The following is a 23006-nucleotide window of genomic DNA, read 5'->3' on the forward strand; positions in this document are numbered from 1 at the left end:
CATGAGTGAACAACCAACCAAACAGCGCAATCAGACCGAACGCGCCCCGTTGCACGAGCGACACGACCAGGTGCACGCGACGCTGACCGAGGACCTCCGCGAGGAGTACGGACAGCGCCGCGTCCGGGTCAACGCGGGCGATACGGTCGAGGTTATGCGCGGGGACTTCGCCGGCGAGGAAGGCGAAGTGCTCGACGTGGATCTCCGGGACGCGACGATCAGCGTCGAGGATGTCACGCTCGAGACTGCCGACGGCGAGGAAGTGCCCCGGCGACTCGAGGCGAGCAACGTCCGCGTGATCGACCTCGACCTCTCTGATGACGTGCGCGAGCAACGACTCGAATCGGAGGATAGCGCATGAGTAACCACCAGAAACGACTCTCGGTACCGAACAGCTGGCCGATCGAGCGCAAGACCGAGACCTTCACCGTAAAGGCCGACGCCGGCCCCCACGGCGAGGCGGGCGTGCCCCTGCTGATCGTCCTTCGGGACGTGCTGGGGTACGTCGACAGCCGCAAGGAGGCCCGCTTCGCGCTCGATCAGGACCAGGTGCTGATCAACGGCGACCCCGAAAGCGACGAGACCCGCCCGGTGGGGATGTTCGACATCCTCGCCTTCACGGAGCGCGAGGAGTTCTACCGCGTGTTCCCCGGAGAGGGCGGTCGACTCGCGCTGACGCCGATCGACGAGGATTCGGCCCAGTCAAAGCTGGGGAAGATCGTCGGCAAACAGTTCGTCCCCGGCGGCGACCTGCAGCTCACGCTGCACGACGGCGAGACGCTGCTGGTCTCCGAGGACGCGCCCTACGAGGGCAACGACTCGGTCGTCGTCGAGAACGACAGCGAGGAGATCGTCGCCCACTTCGAGTACGAGGAGGGCGCACTCGTAACGGCCGTCGACGGTCAGCACGCCGGCGAGATCGGGACGATCGAGGAGATCCAGGTCACGCCCGGCAGCGCCGAGAACAACGTCCGCATCGACCGCGAGGACGGCTCGATCATCGAGACGATCGAGGAGTACGTCGTCGTTATCGACGAGAACTTCGTCGAGGACGATGAGGGCGTGGAAGCGGACGACGAGGCTGAGGCCGACGCCGACGACGCGGCCGACGCTGACGCAGACGACGAAGACGCGGAAGCCGACGAGGCTGATGCAGACGCCGAGGCCGAGGAAGCCGACGGAGACGACGACGAGGCTGACGGAGGTGACGACGAATGAGCTCCGAGAGTCGTGACGCTGACTTCCACGACATGCGCGAGCCGTCCGTCGAGAAGGTCGTCGTCCACATGGGAATCGGACAGGGTGGCCAGGAACTCGCTGACGCCGAGGAGATCCTCGAGGAGATCGTCGGCCAACAGCCGGTGCGGACGACCGCGAAGGCGACGGTCGGCGAGTTCGACATCCGCCAGGGCGACCCGGTCGGGACGAAGGTCACGCTTCGCGACGAAGCCGCCGAGGAGTTCATCGAGACGGCCCTGGCGTTCACCGACCTCGACGCCGCGCAGTTCGACGAGACCGGCAACTTCAGCTTCGGCGTCGAGGAACACACCGACTTCCCCAGCCAGGAGTACGACCCCACGATCGGGATCTACGGGTTGGACGTGACGGTGAACCTGACGCGGCCAGGCTATCGCGTGGCAAAGCGCGATAAGGCGTCCCGGCCGATCCCCTCGAACCATCGGCTCGACCCGCAGGACGCCATCGCGTTCGTCGAGTCGACATTCGACGTGGAGGTGAGCCAATGAGCGAGAGCGAGACAGACAACGACGCAGGTCGGGAGGCAACCGGCGAGCAAGCCGCAAAGCGGACCGGCGCGCTCGAAACCTGCCAGCGGTGCGGTCGCGAGCAGGGCCTGGTCGGCAAGTACGACATCTGGCTCTGCCGGCAGTGTTTCCGGGAGATCTCCCGCGACATGGGATTCAGGAAGTATCGATAACATGACGGGTAACGATCCACTCAGCGCCGCGCTCTCGGGGCTCGATAACGCCGAGAGCGTCGGACAGCTGACACACACAGTCGAGCCCGCCTCGAACGAGACCGGCAGCGTCCTCGAAGTACTGTACGATCGCGGCTACATCGACGGCTTCGAGCGCGTTGAAGACGGCAAGGCCGGACGGTTCGAGGTCGAATTGAGCGGTGCGATCAACGAATGTGGCTCGGTCAAGCCCCGCTATTCAGTGGGAGCCGACGAGTTCGAGCAGTGGGAGAAGCGATTCCTCCCCGCCCGTGACTACGGGACGCTCGTCGTCACGACCAGCCACGGCATCATGAGCCACTACGAGGCCCGCGAGGCGGGTGTCGGTGGCCAGGTGATCGCGTACGTCTACTGACAATGCCACGAACAGAACTACAGCTACCGGAAGACGCGAGCGCCGAGATGGACCATCTCGAGCTCACCGTCGAAGGACCCGAAGGCAGCGTCACGCGCCGGTTGTGGTATCCGGACATCACCGTCGAGGTGACCGACGACGCCGTCGTCATCGAGTCCGACGAGGGCGATGCGAAGACGATGTCGACGATCGGGACCTTCGAGAGCCACGTGCGGAACATGTTCCACGGCGTCACCGAGGGCTGGGAGTACGAGATGGAAGTCTTCTACTCTCACTTCCCGATGCAGGTGCGCGCCGAGGATAGCGAGATCGTCATCGAGAACTTCCTCGGCGAGCGAGCGCCGCGGACGACCCCGATCCACGGGGACACCGAGGTCGAGATCGACGAGGAACGGCTCACGTTGCGTGGCCCCAGTATCGAGGATGTCGGCCAGACGGCGGCCGACATCGAGCAGCTCACCCGTGTCCCGGGCAAGGACGTCCGGGTGTTCCAGGACGGCGTCTACATCACGGAAAAGCCGAATCGAGGTGAGGCCTGATGGCCGACGAGGAACCAACGGAACTGACTGATGTCAGCGGTATCGGCGAGGAGACGGCCGGAGCCCTGCGGGAGAGTGGCTTCGAGACGATCGACGACCTGCGTGAAGCCGACGAGGACGCCCTGACTGAGGTGACGGGCATCGGCAACGCGCTGGCCGCCCGTATCAAGGCTGACGTCGGCGACGTCGAGGTCGACGAGGACGCCGAGGCCGAAATCGAAGAGAGCGAGGAATCGACCGCTGATTCGGATGCTGACGCGTCCGACGACGCGGCCGACGAGGCCGATGCGGAGCCAGAGGAGGACGACGCCGCGGCCTACGACGACCTGACTGACATCAGCGGTGTCGGCGAAGGCACCGCCGAGAACCTTCGCGAGGCCGGCTTCGAGACGGTCGAAGACGTCGCTCGCGCCGAGCAGTCCGATCTGACCGAGGTCGAGGGCATCGGTAACGCACTCGCCGCCCGGATTCAGGCTGACGTCGGCGAACTCGATGTCTCGGAAGCCGAGACGGCCGAGGTCGAGGAAGTCGGTGGGGAAGCCGAAGCCGAAGAAGCAGCCGAGACGGAACTGCAGGCACGCGGTCACGCCGAGAAGACGCCCGAACTCTCCGACGAGGAAGCACGCTTGCTCGTCCAGCGTCGACGCGAGGGCAAACCGCAGTTCAATCGGCAGGACCACCACAAGAAAAAGCGCGTTTCGACGTCCTGGCGACGCCCGCGGGGCGGTCTCTCGAAGCAGCGCCGCGGCATCAAGGGCAAGGGCGACACCGTCGAGGCCGGATTTCGGACCCCGAACGCGATTCGCGGGCTCCACCCCTCCGGTTTCGAGGAAGTTCGCGTCCACAATCTCGATGACCTCGAGGGCGTGGATGGCGACAGTCAGGCAGTGCGGATCGCCTCGAAAGTCGGTGCGCGCAAACGCGAGCGCATCGAGGAACGAGCCGAGAGCGAGGGCATTCGTGTCCTCAACCCCACCTACGTCGAAGTCGAGGTGAACGATGACTGATCTGAGCGCACAGAAGCGACTTGCGGCCGACGTGCTCGATATCGGGAAGAACCGCGTCTGGTTCGATCCCGACGCCCAGGGCGAAATTGCTGACGCGATCACGCGCGAGGACGTTCGCGATTTGATCGATCAGGGTATCGTCCGAGAGCAGGAAACGCAGGGCAACTCCCGTAGCCAGGCCAGAGAGCGCCAGCAGAAACGCGCCTACGGCCACCAGAAGGGACACGGGTCCCGGAAGGGCTCGGCGGGTGCCCGACAGAACGAGAAGGACGACTGGGCCTCGCGCATCCGTGCACAGCGCGAACGCCTGCGTGAACTCCGCGGTGACGAGTTGTCGGCCTCGGAGTATCGCGAACTGTACGATCAGGCCAGCGGCGGCGAATTCGACGACGTCGGTGACCTGAATCGGTATATCGACGACCAATACGGTGATCAGTGAATGGCGACAGGACCACGATACAAGGTGCCGATGCGTCGGCGCCGCGAATCCCGGACGGACTACCATCAGCGGTTGCGCCTGCTGAAATCCGGCAAGCCCCGCCTCGTGGCGCGGCTCTCGAACAGCCAGGCCAGGGCGCAGCTGGTGACGACCGGGCCGAACGGCGACGAGACAGTTGCAGCCGCCGAGTCGAACGACCTCGCCGAGTACGGCTGGGAGGCACCGACGGGCAACCTGCCCGCCGCGTACCTCACCGGACTGCTCGCCGGGCGTCGTGCGATCGAGGACGGCTTCGAAGAGGCCGTGCTGGATATCGGACTCAACACGCCGACGCCAGGAAGTAAAGTATTCGCGATCCAGGAGGGCGCGATCGACGCGGGCCTGGAGATCCCCCACAACGACGACGTGCTCGCCGACTGGGAACGGACCAGTGGCGAACACATCGCCGAGTACGCCGAGGGCCTCGACGAGGACCTCTACAGCGGGGATTTCGACGCGACAGAACTGCCCGCACACTTCACCGAGTTGCGAGAGCAGTTACTCGAAGGTGACATCGAACTATGAGCGACGGATGGGAACCACGAACGCGGCTCGGCCGGCAGGTCGCCGACGGCGAGATCGACTCGATGGGCGACGCGCTGAACGCCGGGCTGCCACTGAAGGAACCGGAGATCGTCGACCAGCTCGTCCCCGGGCTCGAAGACGAAGTACTGGACATCAACATGGTCCAGCGCATGACCGACTCTGGCCGCCGGGTGAAGTTCCGGTGTGTCGTCGTCGTGGGCAACCGCGACGGCCTGGTCGGCTACGCCGAGGGGCGTGACGATCAGGTCGGCGGCGCGATCCAGAAGGCCATCGAGGTCGCCAAGCTCAACATGATCGACATCTCCCGCGGGTGTGGCTCGTGGGAGTGTGGCTGCGGGCGACCCCACACGGTCGCGCTCCGCACCACGGGCAAGGCCGGCAGCGTCGAGGTCGAACTCCAGCCCGCACCGCGCGGGCTCGGACTCGCCGGCGGAGAGACCGTCCGGCACGTCCTCGAACTCGCCGGGATCGAAGACATCTGGACGCGATCGAGCGGAAACACGCGCACGACCGTCAACTTCGCGAAGGCGACGTTCAACGCCCTGCGGAGCACGGCCGAGGCGCGGGTACCCGAGCGGGCATTCGAGGAGCGCGAGGTGATCGAGTGATGGAAGCACTCGTGCAACTTCGCGGCGAGGTCGACGTCAGCGGCGACGTCGTCGACACCCTGATGATGCTCAACCTCGGCCGCGTCAACCACGCGACGCTCGTCCCCGAGACGGACGCCTACCGGGGCATGATCACGAAGGTCCACGACGTGGTCGCCCACGGCGAACCGTCCGTGGAGACGGTCGAATTGCTCCTCGAAAGCCGGGCCGAGCCCGCCGAGGGCGGAGAAGACGTAGACGACGATTGGGTCGGCTGGAACACCAACTACGACGATATCTCGGGTCTTGCCGAGGCGCTCGTAGACGAGGAGACGACGCTGCAGGACGCCGGTCTCTCGCCGACGCTACGTCTGCATCCGCCCCGGAAAGGGCACGACGGCATCAAACACCCCGCCAAAGAGGGGGGCCAGCTCGGCGATCACTCGACTGCGGAGATCGACGCACTGCTGGAGGCGATGCGATAATGACTGACAAGAGCAAACGCCAGCGCGGTTCGCGCACGCACGGCGGTGGCACGCACAAGAACCGACGCGGTGCCGGTCACCGCGGCGGTCGCGGTGACGCCGGCCGTGACAAACACGAGATGCACAACCACCCGCCGATCGGCAAGAGCGGGTTCACGCGACCGGAGAAAGCTCAGGACGACGTCGCGACAGTCGAGGTCAAGACGCTCGACGAGGATGCGGCCTTGCTGGCTGCCGACGGGGTCGCCGAGCAGACCGACGGCGGCTACGAGATCGACGCCCGTGACGTCGTCGAGGACGGCCACGAGGTCGACGTCGTGAAGGTGCTCGGTGGCGGGCAGGTCCGCAACGAGTTGACCATCGTCGCCGACGCCTTCTCCGATGGGGCTCGCGAGAAGATCGAAGCCGCGGGCGGCACCACGGAGCTGAGCGACCGCGGCGAACAGCGACAGGATAAAGACGACGCCGACACCGACACAGCATAAGAATGAGCTGGAAGGATACCGCCGAACCACTACTCACGCGGATGCCGTCGGTCGCCCGCCCCGAGGGCCACGTCCCCTTCAAGCGCAAGCTGGGCTGGACCGCCGGCGTGCTGGTCCTGTTTTTCTTCCTGAGAAACATCAACGTCTATGGACTCGGCACCGGTGGCTCGAACGCGTTCGGTCGGTTCTCGTCGATCCTCGCGTCCCAGCAGGGATCGATCATGCAGCTGGGGATCGGACCGATCGTCACGGCGAGCATCGTCCTGCAGTTGCTCGGTGGGGCCGACCTGCTCGGGCTTGATACCCAGAACAACCCGCGGGATCAGATCCTCTATCAGGGCCTCCAGAAGGTGCTGGTGCTCGTGATGATCGTGCTGACGGGTTTTCCGATGGTGTTCGCCGCGGACTTCCTGCCGGCCGAATCCGTGATGGGCCTGCCCACTGGGGCGGTAAAGTGGCTCATGTTCGCCCAGATCTTCGTCGGCGGTGTCCTCATTCTCTACATGGACGAGGTAATCAGCAAGTGGGGCGTCGGTAGCGGGATCGGCCTGTTCATCGTCGCCGGCGTCAGTCAGAGTCTCGTCGGCGGCCTCATCAGCATCCCACAGATCGCCGGGAACTGGGGCTTCATCCCCTACTGGATCGGTGCTGTCTTCGGGATCGTCGACATTCCGTCACCGCTGACAGCTCGAGGGATGGGTCAACTGCTGTTCCATACGAGTGGACAGAACTACATCGGGCTCATTGCGATTCTCACGACGGTCTCGATCTTCGTGATCGTCGTCTACGCCGAGTCCGTTCGCGTCGAGATCCCACTCAGCCACGCTCGAGTGAAGGGTGCACGGGGTCGCTTCCCGGTGAAGCTCATCTACGCGAGCGTCCTGCCGATGATCCTCGTCCGGGCATTGCAGATGAACATCCAGTTCATGGGCCGACTGCTCAACTCCCAGCTTGGCGGGTTGCCTGCCTGGCTAGGAGCTTACAACGACAACGGGCAGGCGGTGAGCGGATTGTTTTACTACCTCGCACCGATCCAGAGTCCCCAGGAATGGGCGTGGTTCGTCTTCGGGGGGCAGATCACCCAGGACGTCTGGCAGATCATGATCCGGGTCGGTGTCGACTTGACGTTCATGATCATCGGCGGCGCGATCTTCGCCGTCTTCTGGGTCGAAACCACCGACATGGGGCCTGAAGCCACGGCCCAGCAGATCCAGAACTCCGGGATGCAGATCCCCGGGTTCCGCCAGAGTCCCGGCGTCCTCGAGAAGGTGCTCGGCCGCTACATCCCACAGGTGACGGTCATCGGCGGGGCCCTGGTCGGCCTACTCGCCGTCATGGCAAACATGCTGGGTACCGTTGGTGGCGTTACCGGGACGGGCCTGCTGCTGACGGTGAGTATCACCTACAAGCTCTACGAGGAGATCGCCGAGGAGCAACTCATGGAGATGCACCCCATGATGCGCCAGATGTTCGGATAATCTTCTCGGCAAACGATTTCTTTGCGGGACGGTTCCGTCTTCTCTCTCGGTTTGATGTCCTCAGCGTCACAGCTGGTCGGACAATCACTCGATCGATCCGCCGGCAGGCAAACCTCTTTTCCGATCCAGCGCTTAGGACGGATCATGTCGACCGGAATCCTGCTGTTGAACTTCGGCGAACCAGCGACGCCGGAACGCGAGGCTGTCGTCTCGTATCTCGAACGCATCTTCTTCAACAACCGCGAGATCGAGGGCGACACGACCGAGGCCGAGGCGCGCGAACGGTCCCGCGAACTCGCCGAGCGCCGGGCCGGCCCGCTGATCGAGGAGTACGAGGCCATCGGCGGGTCGCCGCTGAACAAACAGGCCCGCAAGCAGGCCCAAGCCCTGGAGGATCGACTCCGCGAGCGTGGTCGGGATGTCGAGACCTACATCGGGATGCAGTTCACCGAGCCGTTCATCGACGAGGCACTCGATGCGGCCATCGCCGACGGCCACGACCGGATCATCGGGCTCCCGATCTATCCGCTGTGTGGCCCCTCGACGACCGTCGACTCTCTCGAGGAACTCCGTGCGGCCGCCGACGAGCGCGACTTCGACGCGCTCCAGGAACTGTCGGGCTGGCATCGCCATCCCGACTATCCACGCCTGCGGGCCGACGCGATCCAGGCGTTCGCCGAGAAGCGGGGCGTCGACCTGAGTGATCCCGACACGGCCCTCGTGTTCTCGGCCCACGGCACGCCACAGCACTATCTCGAAGAGGGCAGCCGGTACGACATCTACGTCACCGAATACGTCGAGACCGTCGCGGGGCTGCTCGGGATCGACGAGTACGAACTCGGCTATCAGAACCACGAGAACCGGGGCATCCCGTGGACCGAACCCGAAATCGAAGAGGTCATCGAGACAGTCGACGCCGAGCGGGTCGTCGTCGAGCCGATCAGCTTCATGCACGAACAGAGCGAGACGCTCTCGGAACTCGACGTCGAACTCCACGAGGAAGCCGAGGAGGCGGGCCTGGAGTTCCACCGCGTGCCGATCCCCCACGACGACGAACGGTTCGTCGGCGTGCTGGAAGACCTCGTCGAGCCATTTATCGCCGATTTCGACCCCGCAGTCTACCAGTTCCGGCAGTGTGAGTGTCGGGACGAACCGGGGACGATGTGTCTGAACGCACCCATTGAGTGAACGCTGACAGGATCACCGCTCGATCGACTTGGCCGTTTCGACGAACGCCTCGACGCTCTCGATCGGTGTGTCCTGGTGGACGCCGTGACCGAGATTGAGAATGTGGCCCTGATCCCCGGCCGCTTCGATCACCTCACGCGTTCGCTCGCGGACGGTTTCCGGACCGGCGAAGAGGACGGACGGATCGAGGTTTCCCTGAACAGGACGATCTCCCAACTGTTCGCGGGCCGTGTCCATCTCGACCGTCCAGTCGAGACTGACCACATCCGCGCCCGTCGCCGCCAGCTGGTCGAGGCGGCCACCCATGTTCCGGACGAAGAGAATCGTCGGGACATCGATGTCTGTCAGTATCTCGCGGTGGAGCGGTTGGATGAACTCGCGATAGGCAGCCGGTGGCAACACGCCCGCATAGGTGTCGAACAGCTGGACGACGTCCGCACCGTGGTCGACCTGATACGACAGGAACTCCCGGACGGCATCGGCAACGATCGAGAGGAGGTCCGCGAAAGCCTCGGGGTGTCGGGCCTTGAACTGCCGGAGCGGATAGTGATTCCGGGTCGGCCGGCCGGCGACAGCGTAGGAGGCCAGGGTGAAGGGGCCGCCGGCAAAGCCGATGATTCCGGTTTCCTCGCCAACCTGGGTGTCGAGTCGATCGAGCAATTCGCCGACGTAATCGAGGGACTCCTGGATCGGGGCGTACGCCTGGGGGACGTCTCCCGGGTCAGCGATCGGGGATTCGACGACGGGGCCGGTTCCGGATTCGATGTGATAGTCGAATCCGAGTGGTTCGAGGATCGTGAGGATGTCCGAGAACATCACGACGCCGTCCGGGCGGTAGCGGTCCCAGGGCTGGAGTGTGATCTCGGCGGCGATCTCCGGCGTGGTGACGGCCTCGAGGAAGTCGTACTCCTCGCGAAGCTCGCGATACTCCGGGAGGTGCCGGCCGGCCTGGCGCATCAACCACACCGGCGGTCGCTCGGTGCGCTCGCCGCGGGCGGCCCGCACGAGTAACTCGCTCATCGACTTCCCTTTGATCGTGTATGTGGTTAAGCGATTCCTTCGTCTGTCGTGGCTCCCCTCCGTTACCTACAGACCCAGAAGTAATTTCGATTTGTGCAATAGAACCCCACAAAACCGGCAGCGCGTCCGAAAGAGCCCGGGGTATTATTTACCTGCATCGCGTACTATCGGGTCAAGACTGGATGAGTTGTCTCCTTACAGATCCAACGACGGTGCTTGCCGTCGGCGGATCCCCTGCGAATCTCGAGGCTGTTCGATCAGCGCTTGCTGATTCTGCTGCCGAGGACGTCATCGAGGTCGACGATATCAACGTCGGGTCGACCCTCGAAGCTCGTGACGATATCGGGTGTGTACTGGTTTTCGATGCCGATGCAACGTTCGTCGACGTATACGAGCATGTCAGAGCCGTCGACGAGAACGTGCCGGTCGTGGTGCAGACGGAACCCGATGAATCGACCGCCGTGGCGGTCAGCCAACGTTCGGCTTGTCGGTTGGTGCCGAGCGATGCCGGTGACGCTGTCCTTCGGAAGACTGTCGAGGACGCACTGTCGACCTACGAGCGGCGGCGAAACGAAGCGGCAGATAGCAGTATTCTCGAAACGTTGCTCGCTGAAGGGAAGATGTCGATGTTTGCCAAGGACGACCGCGGTCGGTACGTCCGCTTTGCTGACGTGCCCTACACGGCCAACCCCGCGGAAGTCAGGGGCAAGACTGATCCGGAGATATTCAACCAGCAGGAGATCTCCGAGGAGGCACTCGCTAACGATCTCCGTGTCGTCGAGACGGGCGAACCGATCCGTGACAATATCGAGCGCTTCAGCGGCGCGGGCGGAGACCACTGGTCGGAGGCGACGAAGATTCCCTGGCGTCGGAATGGGGAGGTCATCGGTGTGGTCGGGTATGCCAAAGACGTCTCCAAACGGATGCAGTACAAAAAGCGATTCGAGGAGGAGCGCCGTCGCTTCGACAAGTTCGCGAGTTACGTTTCACACGACCTTCGGACGCCGTTGCAGGTGATCGTCGGTGCCCTCGAGCGCGCTCGTGACGGGGACACTGACGCCCTCGATCGGATCGAGCGCGCGACTGACCGCGTCGGCGAGATCATCGAGGATCTGAGTTCCCTCTCGAAGGGAGATCAGGACGCCACTTCATTTTCCGAGGAGGTTCTCGACGCGCTCGATATCGGCGTCTCGACGACTGAACTCCCGTCGCTGGTCGAGAACGTCTGGCAACTCGACAGCACAGAGTCGGCGACGCTCGAAATCGATATGCCCGAGGAGACCGAGATCGTCGCCGAAACGGAGACGGTTCGCCCACTGATCGAGAACCTGCTGAAAAACGCCGTCGATCACGCCGGCCCTGACGTGACTGTCCGTGTCGGGACGATGGACCGTGGCTTTTTCGTGGCCGACGACGGTCCCGGAATCCCGCCGGAGGAGCGCGATCAGATCTTCGATGAAGGGTATACAACTGCTGAAGAGGGTAGTGGAACCGGCCTCACGATCGTCAGTGAAACCGTCTCACAGCAAGGGTGGGAAATGGACGTGACTGAAAGTGAAGCCGGCGGTGCTCGCTTCGAGATCACCGAGTGTCCCGTCGTCGAACCGTCGACCACTACGCCGGGCGATCCGATCTCCCTCTCGACAAACGAGGACATCGGTACCGTCTCCGTTCCCGGGGAAGCCAGCTACGACCCGGATACCGACGTCTGGACGGTTGTCGGCGACGGCCGGGACATCTGGCAGGATATCGATGAGTTCCACTTCGTCTACGCGACGACGTCAGAGCCCGTTCGTATCCAGGGACGTCTGAGCGAACTCGAGGGCGTCCACGAGTACAGTAAGGCCGGGCTGATGGTCCGGGACGGACTTGGCGACGACGACGCCCTTGCACTGATCGGTGCGACCCGGGACTACGGCAGTGAAGTGCTCTGGCGAACCCGGACTGGTGGCAATGCGGAGAGTACGCAGTACGAAGAGCCCTACGACGCGTTCCAGTGGTACCAACTCGTCGTCGACGAGCGTGGCGTGACGCTGTCGTTTTCGACGGACGGCGAGGAGTGGCAACCGCTCGAACAGTTACCGATCGAACTTCAGCCGCCATACCACGTTGGGCTTGCCGTCTGTAGCCACACAGACGATCTGACTGCCGAAGCCCGGTTCGAGAACGTGACCGTCAACGAACTCGAGAGCGAATAATTGGCGAGTGAGGAACCGTCGACTCGACGCCGAGAACGTCACTTAGTTAACCACCCGTTGCCAACCCGGCCACATGCGCAATCCGAAGATTTTGCTTCTGGGTCCACCAGGCGCAGGCAAGGGCACGCAGAGTTCGAATCTCGTCTCCGAGTTCGGCATCGAACACGTCACGACAGGCGACGCACTCCGATCGAACAAGGGGATGGATATCTCCGATCTCGGCCTGGAGTACGACACGCCCGGCGAGTACATGGACCGGGGCGAGCTCGTCCCCGACGAGGTCGTCACCGCTATCGTCGAGGAAGCGTTGACCAGCGCCGACGGGTTCGTGCTGGACGGGTATCCCCGCAACCTCGAGCAGGCCGAGGAACTCGAAACGATGACCGATCTGGACGTGATCGCCTCACTGTCGGTTGGCGAGGAGGAACTCGTCGATCGATTGACCGGCCGGCGGGTCTGTTCGGACTGTGGCGAGAACTACCACGTCGAGTTCGACCAGCCAGATGCAGACGGAGTCTGTGACGAGTGTGGTGGCGAATTGATCCAGCGTGAGGACGACCAGGAGGAGGCAGTCCGGAACCGCCTGGACGTCTTCGCCGAGAACACCGAACCCGTCATCGAGTACTACAGCGACCGCGAGGCGTTCGTCGAGATCGACGGCGAACAGTCCCTCGATGCTGTCTGGGCCGATCTCAAAGACGCCGTCGAAGACGAACTACAAAGTTGATTTATCCCCAGTCACAAGAGGCTCTATAATGCCACGGACAGGCGAGAAGATAGATCGGCTCGTGGCCGAGGACGCCAGCATGGAGACGGCGATCCAGACGGTGCTCCAAACGGCCGAAGAGCAGGGAACCGTCGCGTGGGGTGACGTCAGCGACGAGTTGAGTAGTGGCCAGTGGGGTCGCCTCATCGAGACCGGACTGCTCGTCGACGCCGACGGCGACGGGTTCGTCATCGACGATCCCGACGGCGTTCACGACGCGCTCGAGGAGGCTGATCCCGACGCCGAAGATGACGACGACGGCTGGTCGACCTGGGACAAACTCGCCGGTGTCGGTGTCATCGCGCTGTTTCTGGGCTACTCGATGACGTCAGTTCGGAACGTCGTCGGCGAGACGCTTGATCTCATCCTCGGCCCGCTGGAAGCATTGTTGCCGTTTTATGTCGTCATCCTTGTGCTGGCGACGCTCACCGGACTGTGGTCGACGCTCTTGCAGGACAATCTCATGGACATGAGCGGGATGAGCCAGCACCAGGAGAAGATGGAAGAGCTCAAAGAGCGGCGGAAGGCTGCCAAAGAGCGTGACGATCAGGAGGAACTCGATCGCATCCAGCAAGAACAGATGGAGATGATGGGCGACCAGCTTGGGGCGTTCACCAAGCAGTTCCGCCCGATGGTCTGGATCATGCTGCTGACGATCCCGGTCTTCCTGTGGATGTACTGGCGGGTCCCGAACCTGGCGAGCGGCGAGTTCGTCATCATCATGCCGTTCTTCGGCGAGATCTCGCGGTGGGGTGCCGGAACGCTCGGCCCGTGGCCGGCCTGGTTGTTCTGGTATTTCATCTGCTCGCTCAGCTTCACCCAGATCATCCGCAAGGCGCTGAACGTCCAGACGACGCCGACGTGACTGCCGGGCCGTTTTTCGGTGCCGTCCGCGGACCGCGCCGCCCACGAGACGCAACCTCTTTTAGCGTCAGCACCTCACGTCAGGTATGTTGATCACCGTCTCCGGACCGGCCGGGAGCGGCAAGAGCACGCTTGCGGCGAGCCTCGCTGACGCACTGGATTACGATCACGTCAGCGGCGGCGACATCTTTCGCTCGCTCGCCGACGAACGCGGGATGACGCCCCTGGAGCTCAACAAGCAGGCCGAGGAGGACGACGAGATCGACCGTGATCTCGACCGACGACTCCGTGACGTCGCCCGCGACCGGGACGACCTCGTCCTCGAATCCCGACTGGCGGGCTGGATGGCCGGCGATCACGCCGATCTCAAGCTCTGGCTCGACGCCCCGCTTTCCGTCCGGGCCGAACGGATTTCCCAACGGGAGAACAAGCCCGTCGAACAGGCCCGCACCGAGACCAGGGAACGTGCCGAGAGCGAAGCCCATCGCTATCGGGAGTATTACGACATCGACATCGAGGACCTCTCGATCTACGACCTGGCGATCAACACCGCCCGCTGGAGCCCCCAGGGCATGTTGAGCGTCGTCCTCCACGCTGTCGAGTCCTACGACCAGAACGGCGACGAGGGCAAAGCCCCCATCCAGGGCGTCGAGTACGACTTCTAACATGGCACTCCGTGGGCCCCCCGAGGACCGATCGCCGGCCGAACTCCTCTCATTCGGCGTCTTGAATCTCGACAAACCGCCGGGCCCCTCGGCCCACCAGGTCGCCGCCTGGGTGCGTGACCTCGCGACCGTCGAACGGGCGGCCCATGCCGGGACGCTTGACCCAAAAGTCACCGGCTGTCTCCCCATGCTGCTGGGCGACGCCACCCGGATGGCCCAGGTCTTCGACGACAGCGACAAGGAGTACGTCGCCGTCCTCGAGCTCCACGAACGCCTGGCTGACCCCTCCACCCTGGAGGCCGTCGCCGACGAGTTCGAGGGCGAGATCTACCAGAAGCCGCCGAAGAAGAGCGCCGTCGTCCGCCGGCTGCGCTCCCGGGAGATCCACCGCCTGGACGTTCTCGAAGCCGAGGATCGCCGCGCGCTGCTCTCGATCCGGTGTGAGAGTGGGACCTACATCCGCAAGCTCTGTCACGACATGGGGCTGGCGCTCGGTACCGGCGCGCACATGGGCGACCTCCGCCGAGCGGCGACCGATCCCTTCGACGATGCTGATCTGGTCACGATGCACGACTTCGTCGACGCCCTGGCGTGGTGGCGCGAGGACGACGACCCCGACCCGCTACGGGAGGTGGTCCAGCCCGCCGAACGCGCGCTGGTCGACCTCCCGTCGGTCACGATTGCCCCGAGCGCGGCGGAATCCGTGGCGGAGGGCGCACCCATCTACGCGCCGGGCGTCATCGACGCCGACGACGACCTCGATCCCGCCGCCGAACCGCTCGTCGCCTGCTACATTCCCAACGGCGCAGCGGTGTGTCTGGGGACCCTCGCGGGGGACCCGGACGCCGACGAGGGGACCGTTGTCGAACTGGAACGCGTGTTGGTCTAGGCCCACGACGAAACGAAGGCCTTAACTCCGGCTCAGTCATTCTTCGAATCACGGGACCGTAGGGTAGCGGTATCCTCGGCGCATGGGGTGCGTCGGACCCGAGTTCGAATCTCGGCGGCCCCACTACAACCACCTTTTTACTGCGGAGGGGTGCCTGTCGGCACCCTCCTTGCAAAAAGCTGGACCAAAAACATCTGCTCGCGAGCCTTCGGCTCGCTCGCAGTGAAACGCGCTCGCTTCGCTCGCGCGTATGCTCGACGTTGCCCGAAGAAACGTCGTATCGGTGTCTGATCGACTACCTCGGTGCGTATGCCGTCTAGGACATACCGAGTGGGTCGATCGGTTCACAACCGCGCAACCTCGAAGCTATCGAGGACGCTGCTCAGGATGGTGACGAGTTGCCCGTGATCGATCGAGAAGATGACCCGCAGATCATCGATGTGTGGTCCCGAGAGCGAGCGGGCCGACGGCGCGCAACGCCGGAGGCAGTACCTGAAAGCCGTGCGCAGTGATATCCCAGGCAGCCGACGAGCGACGGAAACAGCACGAAAGCCCGGCCGCCCGCGCAGGCTCATGGACAAGGGAGGAACGAAGGGAGACACTGATCCAGTCGGCGCACAGCCCACTACCGACGACCAGCACTCACCCTCGAGCCCCCTCCAAACACCGATCCACTCCCTCGCTCAATCGCCAGTCAGCATCTCCAGGGCGGTGTGGATGTGGTACTCCACGGTTTCGTCCTCGGTCGCGTTGAGTGCGTTCCGGAGGTGATCCTCGACGGTGACGGCCGATTGCTTGCCCGCTGGCGTGATCGACTTTCCACGCTCGCTATCCATACGCGTGGGTAGGGGACGAACCCAATATAGCGTTTCCCTCGAAGTGCTTCGCCGTTTATGAAGGGGTGGCTGCATCGTGGGCGATCTCCTCACCACACCACGACCATCGACCCAGGCGTCGTCCTCGTGACATATCCAGCAACATTTTCCGAAATCGATTTCCACCACGAGAGAGACGGGTCGAAACGATGGGAGCTGACGACGATGCCGAGGAGTCGGCGTACACGTTCCAGTGTGCGAAATGCGGATGGGAAACGACTGGCGATCGCCGCCCGGTCGCCTGTGAGGTCTGTGGCGGTCGCATGCTGGCGAACCCCTCCGAACGAACGCGGTAGCGATTCCCAGTCAACGTCCGCCATGGGACGAACGGTGGCCGATTCCTTCGGCCAGCCCACTATTGAAGCGAACCCGTTCAGCACAACGGCTATTTTGTTCGAGACCGCTCGATGATGTATCACCAATGGGTGTCTTCGACTGGCTCGGGCGGGTAACCGGCGGGATCGTCACGCGGTCCCCACAGCAGCGGATGTCACGGGCACTCGTCAAAACCCTCCTGTATCGGACGCTGATGGTGATGATCACCAGTAGCGTTGCATTTCTGTTCACGGGCAATACGAGCGACGCACTCAGTATCGGCCTCGTCGCGAACGTCATCAAGACCGGGACCTACTACGGGTACGAACGGCTCTGGGATCGGGTCACGTGGGGCCTGACCCCGGACGAGGCGTCATAGTCGGTTGACACGATCGTGAGTGGTCTTTTTGTTGGCTGCGCCGAAACATCTGGAGGTAATGCAGACGAGACAGGTCGCAACCGTCCTCGTGGTCGGCGGTGCGGGTCTGGTCAGCTTCGCGGTGGTTCACTTTCTCATCCACGAGATCAATACCGTCCCGACGGCCCACATCGTGACCAACCTCGTCGTCGCCGGCGGCGCGGGCGTCGGACTGGTGTACGTCGGGTACTGGCTGTCCGAGCAGTCGTTTTCGCCGTCCCGCAATCGGCGCATCCTCGCCTGGACTGCCCTCGGTGCCGTGAGCTTGCTTATGGTGTTCGTCGTCGCCCAACCCCTCGTACAGGACGCGGTCACGTTCGAAGAGTTCCTGCACATCGTTCAGGTCTCGATCGGCATGGGCTCGCTGTTCGGCGCGACGATCGGGGCCTTCGAAGCCCGTGCACTCACCCGTGCCGAGGAGGCGACACGGGCCGAATCGCGACTGGCGTCCATGGAGGACGAACGCGATCGCTGGAACGAACTCACTACTGTCCTGCGGCACTACGTCAACAATTCGGTGACAGTCATCAACTTCGCACTCGACGAGCTACAGCGCAGCGTGAACGAGGGGGCTGTCAGGCGGGACGCTGACGGTGTACGCGATGACATCGACACGATCGAGGACCGCGTCAAGACCATCGAAACCGTTGCCGAACACGTCGATCAACTCGGCCCGGCGAACGGGACTGCAGGGATCTCACCGGTCGCTGACCTGTGTGCCGTGATCGAACGCGCCAGCCAGACGACGGCGTTAGATGTGGGCGTCTCCGTCGCCACGTTCGAGGAAGGGCCGGACGTGCTGGCAGGCGACTCGATCGAGAAGGATGTTGCCCTGCTTCTGGAAGCCCTCGCCAGCGTCACCGAGGGTGACGGCCGGATCGATTGCGAATGTGAGCGAAAGAACGGCCACCTCGTCGTTCGGTTTACGGCCACGCCGGCTACCCTTCCGCCGGACGTCGAGGCGGCGCTGTTCGAACCAGTCACGCGTCACAGTGGACTGAAACTCTATCTCGCCGAGCGATCCATCGACGCCTACGCCGACCTTCGACTGGTCAGCACCGACGACCGGACCGTCACGTTCGCGGTCGATTTCGAGTCCGTACCGGAGTGACTCTGTCGCGGTGGCTCACCCGCCGAGCGAGTCTGGCTACCGAACCGTCGTGACGGGGACGGGCGACCGGCGGAACACTTTCTGGGCGACATTGCCCACGAACAGTTGCTCGGCCAGCGATCCGCCGTGGCTGCCGATGACAACCGCATCGAAGCTCTCGGCTCGTGAGACGATCACTTTCGCCGGACTCCCCCAGCCGACCTGGGTCTCGATCTCGGCGTCGTATTCGGCGGCGATCTCGCGGGCACGATCGAGCAGGGCTTCGGCGAGCTCTTCGGCCGTCTTCTGGATGTCGTCTTCCAGCGCGAGCCGGACTGCCTGACCCATCATCGGCGAGGGCTCGCCGACGACGTGTAAGACTGTCACCTCGGCGTCGGGATACGCTTCGAGTGCGTATCTGAGGGCCTTCTCGCTCATCTCGGAATCGTCCATCGGAACCAGAACGCGGGAAATCATACGCTCAATACGGTCGACAGCGTCATAAAACTATGACGTCGGTCCACTCGCCAATCTCCGCTCGCCGTTCCAGAACATATACACTGCTTACGCGGGAACAGTTCCATATGGTTTCTCTCCTCTTGTTCGTCGGATTGGCGGCGGCCGGGTTCGTCGGGTTCAACATCGGTGGCTCTTCGACCGGCGTGGCCTGGGGCCCCTCGGTCGGCGCGAACGTCGTCAGCAAGACAGGCGCGGCGGCACTGATGACCGGCTTCGTCTTCCTCGGCGGCTGGACGGTGGGTCGGAAAGTCATCAAGACACTGGGCGGCGATATCGTCCCGGAGGCCGCGTTCTCGATCGAAGCCAGCATCGTTGTCCTCACGTTCATCGGCCTCGGGATGCTCGTGGCGAATCTCTACGGCGTGCCCGTTTCGACGTCGATGACGGCGGTCGGCGCGATCGCCGGTCTCGGCCTCGCGACCCAAACGCTCAACTGGGCCGTCCTGGGCGAGATCGCCGTCTGGTGGCTCATCGCCCCCGTCGTCGGCTTCTGGCTCGGCTCGATCGTCGGCCGGTACATCTACCCGTACCTCGACCAGTATTTCGCCCTTGAGCAGTCCGAAGGACCGCTCGTCACCGTCGAGCGATCCGGCCTCGTTCCGATGCCGCGACTCGGGCCGGGAACCACGACACGTGAGTTCGTGAGTACGATCGTCGTCCTTCTCATTGCGTGTTACATGGCATTCAGTGCCGGCGCGTCGAACGTGGCCAACGCCGTCGCGCCGCTGGTCGGCGGTGGCCTGCTCGAGCCGGGTCCGGCCGTCATTCTCGGAACGGCCACGATCGGGCTCGGGTCGTTCACTATCGCCCGGCGGACGATGGAGTCCGTCGGCAACGGGATCACCGACCTCCCCCTGCTGGCGGCGATGGTCGTGATGGTGATCGGCGCGACGATCACGACCATCGCCTCGGCGATGGGGATCCCGATCAGCCTGGCGCTGTCGACGGTCATGACGATCGTCGGCCTCGGGTGGGGGCGGGCGACGCGCCCGGCGACGGCGACTGAACTCGCCCGCGGGGATATCGACACGACGCCATCCGTCGACGCCCTCGCGGCCGAGACCGACGAGGAGGTACCGGCCATCGGTGAGGAATCCGGAGAGAAACTTCAGGAGACCGGCGACTTGTTCGACCCGTCGGTCGTCGTCCGGTTCGTCGCCTTCTGGATCATCGGCCCGACGGTCGCGACGGCCATGTCCTACGCCACGTTCGTCGTCCTGCCGATCGCCGGGACGGTCTGACTCGGCGCTCCTGCCGTTTCACGATGCGAGTACCGCGTCTCACGCTCCCCAAATCAGCGACGGAGGAACCCGACGATCGCTTCACAGTGCCCTAACAATGTCGTCTCGCAGGGTGCGCTTTCGAAGCCGACCCAGCGGGGAAAACTGTTCGATCGCGCTCAGGCGTGTTCGTCGTAGATTCGGTCGAGACCCAGTACCAGTGCCGTCCCGAGGACGGTGAACGCGCCGACCGCGGCGGCCATCCAGAGCCAGTGGGTCCAGCCAAGCGGTGTCACGCTGAAGAACGTGTTCACGGGCGTATACAGCACGCCCAGATGCAGGACGATCGAACTCCCGAGTGCCCCGACCAGCCACTTGTTCGAGAACAGTGACAGGCCGTAGGGCCACCGCAGGATCTGGGCCTGGATGATCTCGCCGATGACGATGAAGGTGAACAACAGGGTCTGTGCGACGATAATATCGCCACTCTCCGAGAGCCCGTGGAAGAACAGCGGCAGGCCGATCGCCGCGTAGATGAGACCGAAAGTCAGGATCAACACCAGGCTGTGGCGGTTGATCACCGGCTCGTCAGCGCCCCGTGGCGGTCGATCCATGATCCCGTCGGTCTTGGGATCGACGCCCAGCGCCAGCGCCGGGAGGCCGTCCGTCACGAGGTTGATCCACAGCAACATCACTGGCGTCAGGATCAATGCCTCGGACCCGCTGGAGAACTGATCGGGGAAGAGTGCGCTCCCGATTAACACGCCGAAGAACACCGCCAGGACTTCGCCGGCGTTCGCAGAGAGCAAGAAGTTGACGAACTTCCGGATGTTGTCGAAGACGCCCCGCCCCTCGGCGACGGCGTCTCTGATCGACGCGAAGTTGTCGTCGAGCAACACCATGTCGCTGGACTGCTGAGCGACGTCCGTCCCGCGTTCGCCCATCGAGACGCCGACGTCGGCCCGCTTCAGGGCGGGCGCGTCGTTGACGCCGTCGCCGGTCATCGCGACGTTGTGACCGTGGGAAAGCACTGCTTCGAGCACACGGACCTTCTGGTCGGGGGCCATCCGCGCGAAGATCTCGACGTCCTCGACGGCCTCGGCGAGTTCCGCGTCGGACAGTTGCTCGACTTCCGCGCCCGTCATCGCCCCCTCGGGATCGAACCCGATCTCCTTGCCGATCGCGATCGCGGTTTCGCGGTTGTCGCCGGTTGCCATGACCACGTCGATCCCGGCGCTCCGGCAGTCTTCGACGGCCGCCGGGACCTCCTCGCGGGCAGGGTCGATCATCCCCTGGAGGCCCAGAAACACCATGCCGTCCTCGATCTCGTCGTCCTCGGCTTCGGCGTCCACATTTGACTTCTCGGCGAACCCGAGCACGCGCAGGGCGTCACTCGCGAAGGACTGGTTGCGATCGAGAATCGCCTGGCGGCGCTCGTCGGTGAGTTCGACGATTTCGCCGCCCTCACGGATCCGGTCGCACCGTTCGAGCACGACTGCCGGCGCGCCTTTCATGTAGGCCGTCCCGTCGCCGGTGACGACGGTCATCCGTTTGCGCGCCGAGGAGAACGGCACCTCCCGGACATGCTCGATGTCGGGGTCGATGCCGGCCTTCTCCGCCGAGACTTTGAGTGCGACCTCGGTCGGATCGCCAAAGAAGGCATCGTCCTCGTCCGGTGGCGCGCGTTCGGCGTTGTTACAGATGGTCCCACATCGCAGGATCGGTTCGAGCGGATCGGGTTCGACTTCCTCGTCGTCGTGCTCGAACTCGCCGGTCGGGGTCGTCCCCGTTCCGGTGACGTCGTATTCCCGGCCGTTCGTGAAGATCCGCCGGACGGTCATCTCGTCCTCTGTCAGCGTGCCGGTCTTGTCCGTCAGGATGACGTCGACCGACCCGAGGCTCTCGACGACCGGCAGTCGACGCACGAGGGCGTTTTTCGTGAGCAACCGCCGGGACCCGAGCGCGAGCGTCAGCGTCACGACCGCCGGCAACCCTTCCGGCACGGCGGCGACGGCGAGCGTGATCGCGACAAGCAACGTCGAGATCGGGCCGGCGCTGGTGAACAGCAACTGGATGATCCCGACGAAGACGATGATCGCCATGATTCCGGCCCCGATGGTGCGGCCGAGCTGGTCGACTTCCTCCTGGAACGGCGTCTGGGTGTCTTCGGTTTCGCTGAGCTGCTCGGCGATGGCCCCCACCTCGGTGTCCATCCCCGTCTCGGTTACGACCGCCTGCCCCCGGCCACGGACGGCCGAGGTGTTCATGTACACCATGTCGGTGCGCTCGGCGATCGGGGCGTCCTCGGCGACGGGCTCGGTGTCTTTCGTGACCTGTGCGCTCTCGCCGGTCAGTGCGGACTCGTCGGTTTCCAGACTGGATGACTCGATGAGTCGCGCGTCGGCGGGGATCGCGTCCCCACCTTCGACGACGATCACGTCACCCGGCACGACTTCCGCGGAGTCGACGATATGGCGTTCGCCCTCCCTGATGACGGTCGCGTCAGGTGTCGAGAGATCCTTCAGCGCCTCGATGGACTTCTCGGCCTGGTAGTCCTGGACGAACCCGAAGATCCCGTTGGCCAGCAGGATGAGCGCGATCAGCGCCGCGTCGACGTACTCTGGCGAGTGATCGGGCAGCAAGCCAACGCCCAGCGAGATCAGCATCGCAAAGATCAGCAGGTAAATCAGGACGTCACGGAACTGATCGATAAAGATGGCGAGCGGCGAGATCTCGTCGTCGTCGCGGATCTCGTTGGGGCCGTACTTCTCACGCCGGCGACTGACTTCGTCCTCGCTGAGTCCCTCCGTTCCCGAGTCAAGGGCATCGAGGACTGACTCGACGGAGCGACTGTGCCAGCCTGTCTCGGGTTCCTCCTCGCTCATCGTCCCTCCCAAGACCGGGCCGCCGGGCGGTTCGTGACGGCGGCCGGTCTACGTTTGCCTGCCGACGCATCGAGCGTCGACTGCACAATGGCACGTCTCGATTCACGGTTCGTCGGTGGACCCGTCTCGTACATGCGACAATCGTCCACATCAATGACG

At 63.9% G+C, this 23006-nt stretch carries 27 protein-coding genes, 1 tRNA gene and 1 pseudogene; 25 read left to right on the forward strand and 4 right to left on the reverse strand.

Annotated elements, in window-relative coordinates; translation table 11 throughout:
- Nucleotide 1: 1 nt before the first annotated feature.
- From rplX to hemH, 15 genes and pseudogenes are all read left to right on the forward strand, one after another.
- Nucleotides 2-361, forward strand: coding sequence for a 50S ribosomal protein L24 (rplX, locus tag HUTA_RS11275; RefSeq protein WP_015790037.1), 360 nt, complete (start codon nt 2-4; stop codon nt 359-361).
- Nucleotides 358-1218, forward strand: coding sequence for a 30S ribosomal protein S4e (locus HUTA_RS11280; protein WP_015790038.1), 861 nt, complete (start codon nt 358-360; stop codon nt 1216-1218). The genes rplX and HUTA_RS11280 overlap by 4 nt, the downstream gene beginning before the upstream one ends.
- On the forward strand, nt 1215-1745 hold the full coding sequence (locus HUTA_RS11285; protein ID WP_015790039.1) for a 50S ribosomal protein L5: 531 nt from the start codon (nt 1215-1217) through the stop codon (nt 1743-1745). Before HUTA_RS11280 ends, HUTA_RS11285 begins: the two co-directional genes overlap by 4 nt.
- Nucleotides 1742-1936: a 30S ribosomal protein S14 gene (locus tag HUTA_RS11290; RefSeq protein WP_015790040.1), complete on the forward strand. Its 195-nt coding sequence runs from the start codon at nt 1742-1744 to the stop codon at nt 1934-1936. Before HUTA_RS11285 ends, HUTA_RS11290 begins: the two co-directional genes overlap by 4 nt.
- 1 nt (nt 1937) lies before the next feature.
- Nucleotides 1938-2330, forward strand: a complete 393-nt coding sequence (locus HUTA_RS11295; protein ID WP_015790041.1) for a 30S ribosomal protein S8 — start codon at nt 1938-1940, stop codon at nt 2328-2330.
- A gap of 2 nt (nt 2331-2332) precedes the next feature.
- Nucleotides 2333-2869 (forward strand): 50S ribosomal protein L6, encoded by a 537-nt coding sequence (locus HUTA_RS11300; RefSeq protein WP_015790042.1) that lies wholly within the window; start codon nt 2333-2335, stop codon nt 2867-2869.
- Nucleotides 2869-3030 (forward strand): annotated as a pseudogene (locus HUTA_RS16170) (helix-hairpin-helix domain-containing protein); the annotation flags it as partial. The gene HUTA_RS11300 and the pseudogene HUTA_RS16170, both read left to right, overlap by 1 nt.
- A 165-nt stretch (nt 3031-3195) precedes the next feature.
- The gene (locus HUTA_RS11305) at nt 3196-3876 is read left to right on the forward strand and encodes a 50S ribosomal protein L32e (RefSeq protein WP_342626759.1); all 681 of its coding nucleotides are present in this window, start codon (nt 3196-3198) and stop codon (nt 3874-3876) included.
- A complete protein-coding gene (locus HUTA_RS11310) occupies nt 3869-4315 on the forward strand; it encodes a 50S ribosomal protein L19e (RefSeq protein ID WP_015790044.1) in 447 nt (148 codons plus the stop codon). The genes HUTA_RS11305 and HUTA_RS11310 overlap by 8 nt, the downstream gene beginning before the upstream one ends.
- Complete coding sequence (locus HUTA_RS11315; protein WP_015790045.1) at nt 4316-4879, forward strand: 50S ribosomal protein L18; 564 nt, start codon at nt 4316-4318, stop codon at nt 4877-4879.
- Nucleotides 4876-5508 (forward strand): 30S ribosomal protein S5, encoded by a 633-nt coding sequence (locus HUTA_RS11320; RefSeq protein ID WP_015790046.1) that lies wholly within the window; start codon nt 4876-4878, stop codon nt 5506-5508. Before HUTA_RS11315 ends, HUTA_RS11320 begins: the two co-directional genes overlap by 4 nt.
- Nucleotides 5508-5972 (forward strand): 50S ribosomal protein L30, encoded by a 465-nt coding sequence (locus tag HUTA_RS11325; protein ID WP_015790047.1) that lies wholly within the window; start codon nt 5508-5510, stop codon nt 5970-5972. Before HUTA_RS11320 ends, HUTA_RS11325 begins: the two co-directional genes overlap by 1 nt.
- On the forward strand, nt 5972-6457 hold the full coding sequence (locus tag HUTA_RS11330) for an uL15m family ribosomal protein (protein WP_015790048.1): 486 nt from the start codon (nt 5972-5974) through the stop codon (nt 6455-6457). Before HUTA_RS11325 ends, HUTA_RS11330 begins: the two co-directional genes overlap by 1 nt.
- A 2-nt stretch (nt 6458-6459) precedes the next feature.
- Nucleotides 6460-7935, forward strand: a complete 1476-nt coding sequence (gene secY, locus HUTA_RS11335) for a preprotein translocase subunit SecY (RefSeq protein ID WP_015790049.1) — start codon at nt 6460-6462, stop codon at nt 7933-7935.
- 144 nt (nt 7936-8079) lie between these two features.
- Complete coding sequence (gene hemH / locus HUTA_RS11340) at nt 8080-9123, forward strand: ferrochelatase (RefSeq protein WP_015790050.1); 1044 nt, start codon at nt 8080-8082, stop codon at nt 9121-9123.
- A 12-nt stretch (nt 9124-9135) separates the two neighbouring features.
- Here the strand turns inward: hemH and hemE are convergent, their stop codons facing one another.
- Nucleotides 9136-10143 carry a uroporphyrinogen decarboxylase gene (gene hemE, locus HUTA_RS11345; RefSeq protein ID WP_015790051.1) on the reverse strand — a complete coding sequence of 336 codons (1008 nt, stop codon included), beginning with the start codon at nt 10141-10143 and terminating at the stop codon, nt 9136-9138.
- A gap of 182 nt (nt 10144-10325) precedes the next feature.
- On the opposite strand from hemE, the gene HUTA_RS11350 reads away from it, so the two are divergent.
- The 6 genes from HUTA_RS11350 (at nt 10326) to HUTA_RS11375 (ending at nt 15648) form a co-directional block, all read left to right on the forward strand.
- A complete protein-coding gene (locus tag HUTA_RS11350) occupies nt 10326-12341 on the forward strand; it encodes an ATP-binding protein (protein WP_015790052.1) in 2016 nt (671 codons plus the stop codon).
- Between the two features lie 73 nt (nt 12342-12414).
- Nucleotides 12415-13068, forward strand: coding sequence for an adenylate kinase (locus HUTA_RS11355; protein ID WP_015790053.1), 654 nt, complete (start codon nt 12415-12417; stop codon nt 13066-13068).
- Between the two features lie 28 nt (nt 13069-13096).
- Nucleotides 13097-13972 (forward strand): DUF106 domain-containing protein, encoded by an 876-nt coding sequence (locus tag HUTA_RS11360; RefSeq protein WP_015790054.1) that lies wholly within the window; start codon nt 13097-13099, stop codon nt 13970-13972.
- A gap of 85 nt (nt 13973-14057) precedes the next feature.
- On the forward strand, nt 14058-14636 hold the full coding sequence (gene cmk, locus HUTA_RS11365; RefSeq protein ID WP_015790055.1) for a (d)CMP kinase: 579 nt from the start codon (nt 14058-14060) through the stop codon (nt 14634-14636).
- 1 nt (nt 14637) lies between these two features.
- Nucleotides 14638-15525: an RNA-guided pseudouridylation complex pseudouridine synthase subunit Cbf5 gene (locus tag HUTA_RS11370; RefSeq protein ID WP_015790056.1), complete on the forward strand. Its 888-nt coding sequence runs from the start codon at nt 14638-14640 to the stop codon at nt 15523-15525.
- Between the two features lie 52 nt (nt 15526-15577).
- Nucleotides 15578-15648 (forward strand) — tRNA-Pro (locus tag HUTA_RS11375).
- Between the two features lie 560 nt (nt 15649-16208).
- Here the strand turns inward: HUTA_RS11375 and HUTA_RS15650 are convergent.
- Nucleotides 16209-16361 carry a hypothetical protein gene (locus HUTA_RS15650; protein ID WP_015790057.1) on the reverse strand — a complete coding sequence of 51 codons (153 nt, stop codon included), beginning with the start codon at nt 16359-16361 and terminating at the stop codon, nt 16209-16211.
- 188 nt (nt 16362-16549) lie between these two features.
- On the opposite strand from HUTA_RS15650, the gene HUTA_RS15655 reads away from it, so the two are divergent.
- The 3 genes from HUTA_RS15655 (at nt 16550) to HUTA_RS11385 (ending at nt 18244) form a co-directional block, all read left to right on the forward strand.
- The gene (locus HUTA_RS15655) at nt 16550-16696 is read left to right on the forward strand and encodes a hypothetical protein (protein WP_015790058.1); all 147 of its coding nucleotides are present in this window, start codon (nt 16550-16552) and stop codon (nt 16694-16696) included.
- 125 nt (nt 16697-16821) lie between these two features.
- A complete protein-coding gene (locus HUTA_RS11380; RefSeq protein ID WP_015790059.1) occupies nt 16822-17094 on the forward strand; it encodes a DUF2061 domain-containing protein in 273 nt (90 codons plus the stop codon).
- A 58-nt stretch (nt 17095-17152) separates the two neighbouring features.
- Nucleotides 17153-18244: a hypothetical protein gene (locus HUTA_RS11385; RefSeq protein ID WP_015790060.1), complete on the forward strand. Its 1092-nt coding sequence runs from the start codon at nt 17153-17155 to the stop codon at nt 18242-18244.
- 36 nt (nt 18245-18280) lie between these two features.
- Here the strand turns inward: HUTA_RS11385 and HUTA_RS11390 are convergent, their stop codons facing one another.
- Nucleotides 18281-18700 (reverse strand): universal stress protein, encoded by a 420-nt coding sequence (locus HUTA_RS11390; RefSeq protein ID WP_015790061.1) that lies wholly within the window; start codon nt 18698-18700, stop codon nt 18281-18283.
- Between the two features lie 107 nt (nt 18701-18807).
- On the opposite strand from HUTA_RS11390, the gene HUTA_RS11395 reads away from it, so the two are divergent.
- Nucleotides 18808-19983, forward strand: coding sequence for an inorganic phosphate transporter (locus tag HUTA_RS11395; RefSeq protein WP_015790062.1), 1176 nt, complete (start codon nt 18808-18810; stop codon nt 19981-19983).
- 158 nt (nt 19984-20141) lie between these two features.
- Here the strand turns inward: HUTA_RS11395 and HUTA_RS11400 are convergent, their stop codons facing one another.
- Nucleotides 20142-22847, reverse strand: a complete 2706-nt coding sequence (locus tag HUTA_RS11400; RefSeq protein WP_015790063.1) for a cation-translocating P-type ATPase — start codon at nt 22845-22847, stop codon at nt 20142-20144.
- Between the last annotated feature and the right edge of the window lie 159 nt (nt 22848-23006).

It is taken from the genome of Halorhabdus utahensis DSM 12940, assembly GCF_000023945.1.
Taxonomy (GTDB): Archaea; Halobacteriota; Halobacteria; order Halobacteriales; family Haloarculaceae; genus Halorhabdus; species Halorhabdus utahensis.

What these genes read in the sequence shown, in the direction of transcription:
- HUTA_RS11395 (WP_015790062.1), top strand. Translation starts at nt 18,808, where the DNA reads ATGGTTTCTCTCCTCTTGTTCGTCGGATTGGCGGCGGCCGGGTTCGTC.
- HUTA_RS11330 (WP_015790048.1), top strand. Translation starts at nt 5,972, where the DNA reads ATGACTGACAAGAGCAAACGCCAGCGCGGTTCGCGCACGCACGGCGGT.
- HUTA_RS11290 (WP_015790040.1), top strand. Translation starts at nt 1,742, where the DNA reads ATGAGCGAGAGCGAGACAGACAACGACGCAGGTCGGGAGGCAACCGGC.
- cmk (WP_015790055.1), top strand. Translation starts at nt 14,058, where the DNA reads ATGTTGATCACCGTCTCCGGACCGGCCGGGAGCGGCAAGAGCACGCTT.
- hemH (WP_015790050.1), top strand. Translation starts at nt 8,080, where the DNA reads ATGTCGACCGGAATCCTGCTGTTGAACTTCGGCGAACCAGCGACGCCG.
- secY (WP_015790049.1), top strand. Translation starts at nt 6,460, where the DNA reads ATGAGCTGGAAGGATACCGCCGAACCACTACTCACGCGGATGCCGTCG.
- HUTA_RS11385 (WP_015790060.1), top strand. Translation starts at nt 17,153, where the DNA reads ATGCAGACGAGACAGGTCGCAACCGTCCTCGTGGTCGGCGGTGCGGGT.
- HUTA_RS11320 (WP_015790046.1), top strand. Translation starts at nt 4,876, where the DNA reads ATGAGCGACGGATGGGAACCACGAACGCGGCTCGGCCGGCAGGTCGCC.
- rplX (WP_015790037.1), top strand. Translation starts at nt 2, where the DNA reads ATGAGTGAACAACCAACCAAACAGCGCAATCAGACCGAACGCGCCCCG.
- HUTA_RS11300 (WP_015790042.1), top strand. Translation starts at nt 2,333, where the DNA reads ATGCCACGAACAGAACTACAGCTACCGGAAGACGCGAGCGCCGAGATG.
- HUTA_RS11355 (WP_015790053.1), top strand. Translation starts at nt 12,415, where the DNA reads ATGCGCAATCCGAAGATTTTGCTTCTGGGTCCACCAGGCGCAGGCAAG.
- HUTA_RS11350 (WP_015790052.1), top strand. Translation starts at nt 10,326, where the DNA reads ATGAGTTGTCTCCTTACAGATCCAACGACGGTGCTTGCCGTCGGCGGA.
- HUTA_RS11315 (WP_015790045.1), top strand. Translation starts at nt 4,316, where the DNA reads ATGGCGACAGGACCACGATACAAGGTGCCGATGCGTCGGCGCCGCGAA.
- HUTA_RS11295 (WP_015790041.1), top strand. Translation starts at nt 1,938, where the DNA reads ATGACGGGTAACGATCCACTCAGCGCCGCGCTCTCGGGGCTCGATAAC.
- HUTA_RS11400 (WP_015790063.1), bottom strand. Translation starts at nt 22,847, where the DNA reads ATGAGCGAGGAGGAACCCGAGACAGGCTGGCACAGTCGCTCCGTCGAG.
- HUTA_RS11370 (WP_015790056.1), top strand. Translation starts at nt 14,638, where the DNA reads ATGGCACTCCGTGGGCCCCCCGAGGACCGATCGCCGGCCGAACTCCTC.
- HUTA_RS11325 (WP_015790047.1), top strand. Translation starts at nt 5,508, where the DNA reads ATGGAAGCACTCGTGCAACTTCGCGGCGAGGTCGACGTCAGCGGCGAC.
- HUTA_RS11285 (WP_015790039.1), top strand. Translation starts at nt 1,215, where the DNA reads ATGAGCTCCGAGAGTCGTGACGCTGACTTCCACGACATGCGCGAGCCG.
- HUTA_RS11390 (WP_015790061.1), bottom strand. Translation starts at nt 18,700, where the DNA reads ATGATTTCCCGCGTTCTGGTTCCGATGGACGATTCCGAGATGAGCGAG.
- hemE (WP_015790051.1), bottom strand. Translation starts at nt 10,143, where the DNA reads ATGAGCGAGTTACTCGTGCGGGCCGCCCGCGGCGAGCGCACCGAGCGA.
- HUTA_RS11310 (WP_015790044.1), top strand. Translation starts at nt 3,869, where the DNA reads ATGACTGATCTGAGCGCACAGAAGCGACTTGCGGCCGACGTGCTCGAT.
- HUTA_RS15655 (WP_015790058.1), top strand. Translation starts at nt 16,550, where the DNA reads ATGGGAGCTGACGACGATGCCGAGGAGTCGGCGTACACGTTCCAGTGT.
- HUTA_RS11280 (WP_015790038.1), top strand. Translation starts at nt 358, where the DNA reads ATGAGTAACCACCAGAAACGACTCTCGGTACCGAACAGCTGGCCGATC.
- HUTA_RS15650 (WP_015790057.1), bottom strand. Translation starts at nt 16,361, where the DNA reads ATGGATAGCGAGCGTGGAAAGTCGATCACGCCAGCGGGCAAGCAATCG.
- HUTA_RS11360 (WP_015790054.1), top strand. Translation starts at nt 13,097, where the DNA reads ATGCCACGGACAGGCGAGAAGATAGATCGGCTCGTGGCCGAGGACGCC.
- HUTA_RS11380 (WP_015790059.1), top strand. Translation starts at nt 16,822, where the DNA reads ATGGGTGTCTTCGACTGGCTCGGGCGGGTAACCGGCGGGATCGTCACG.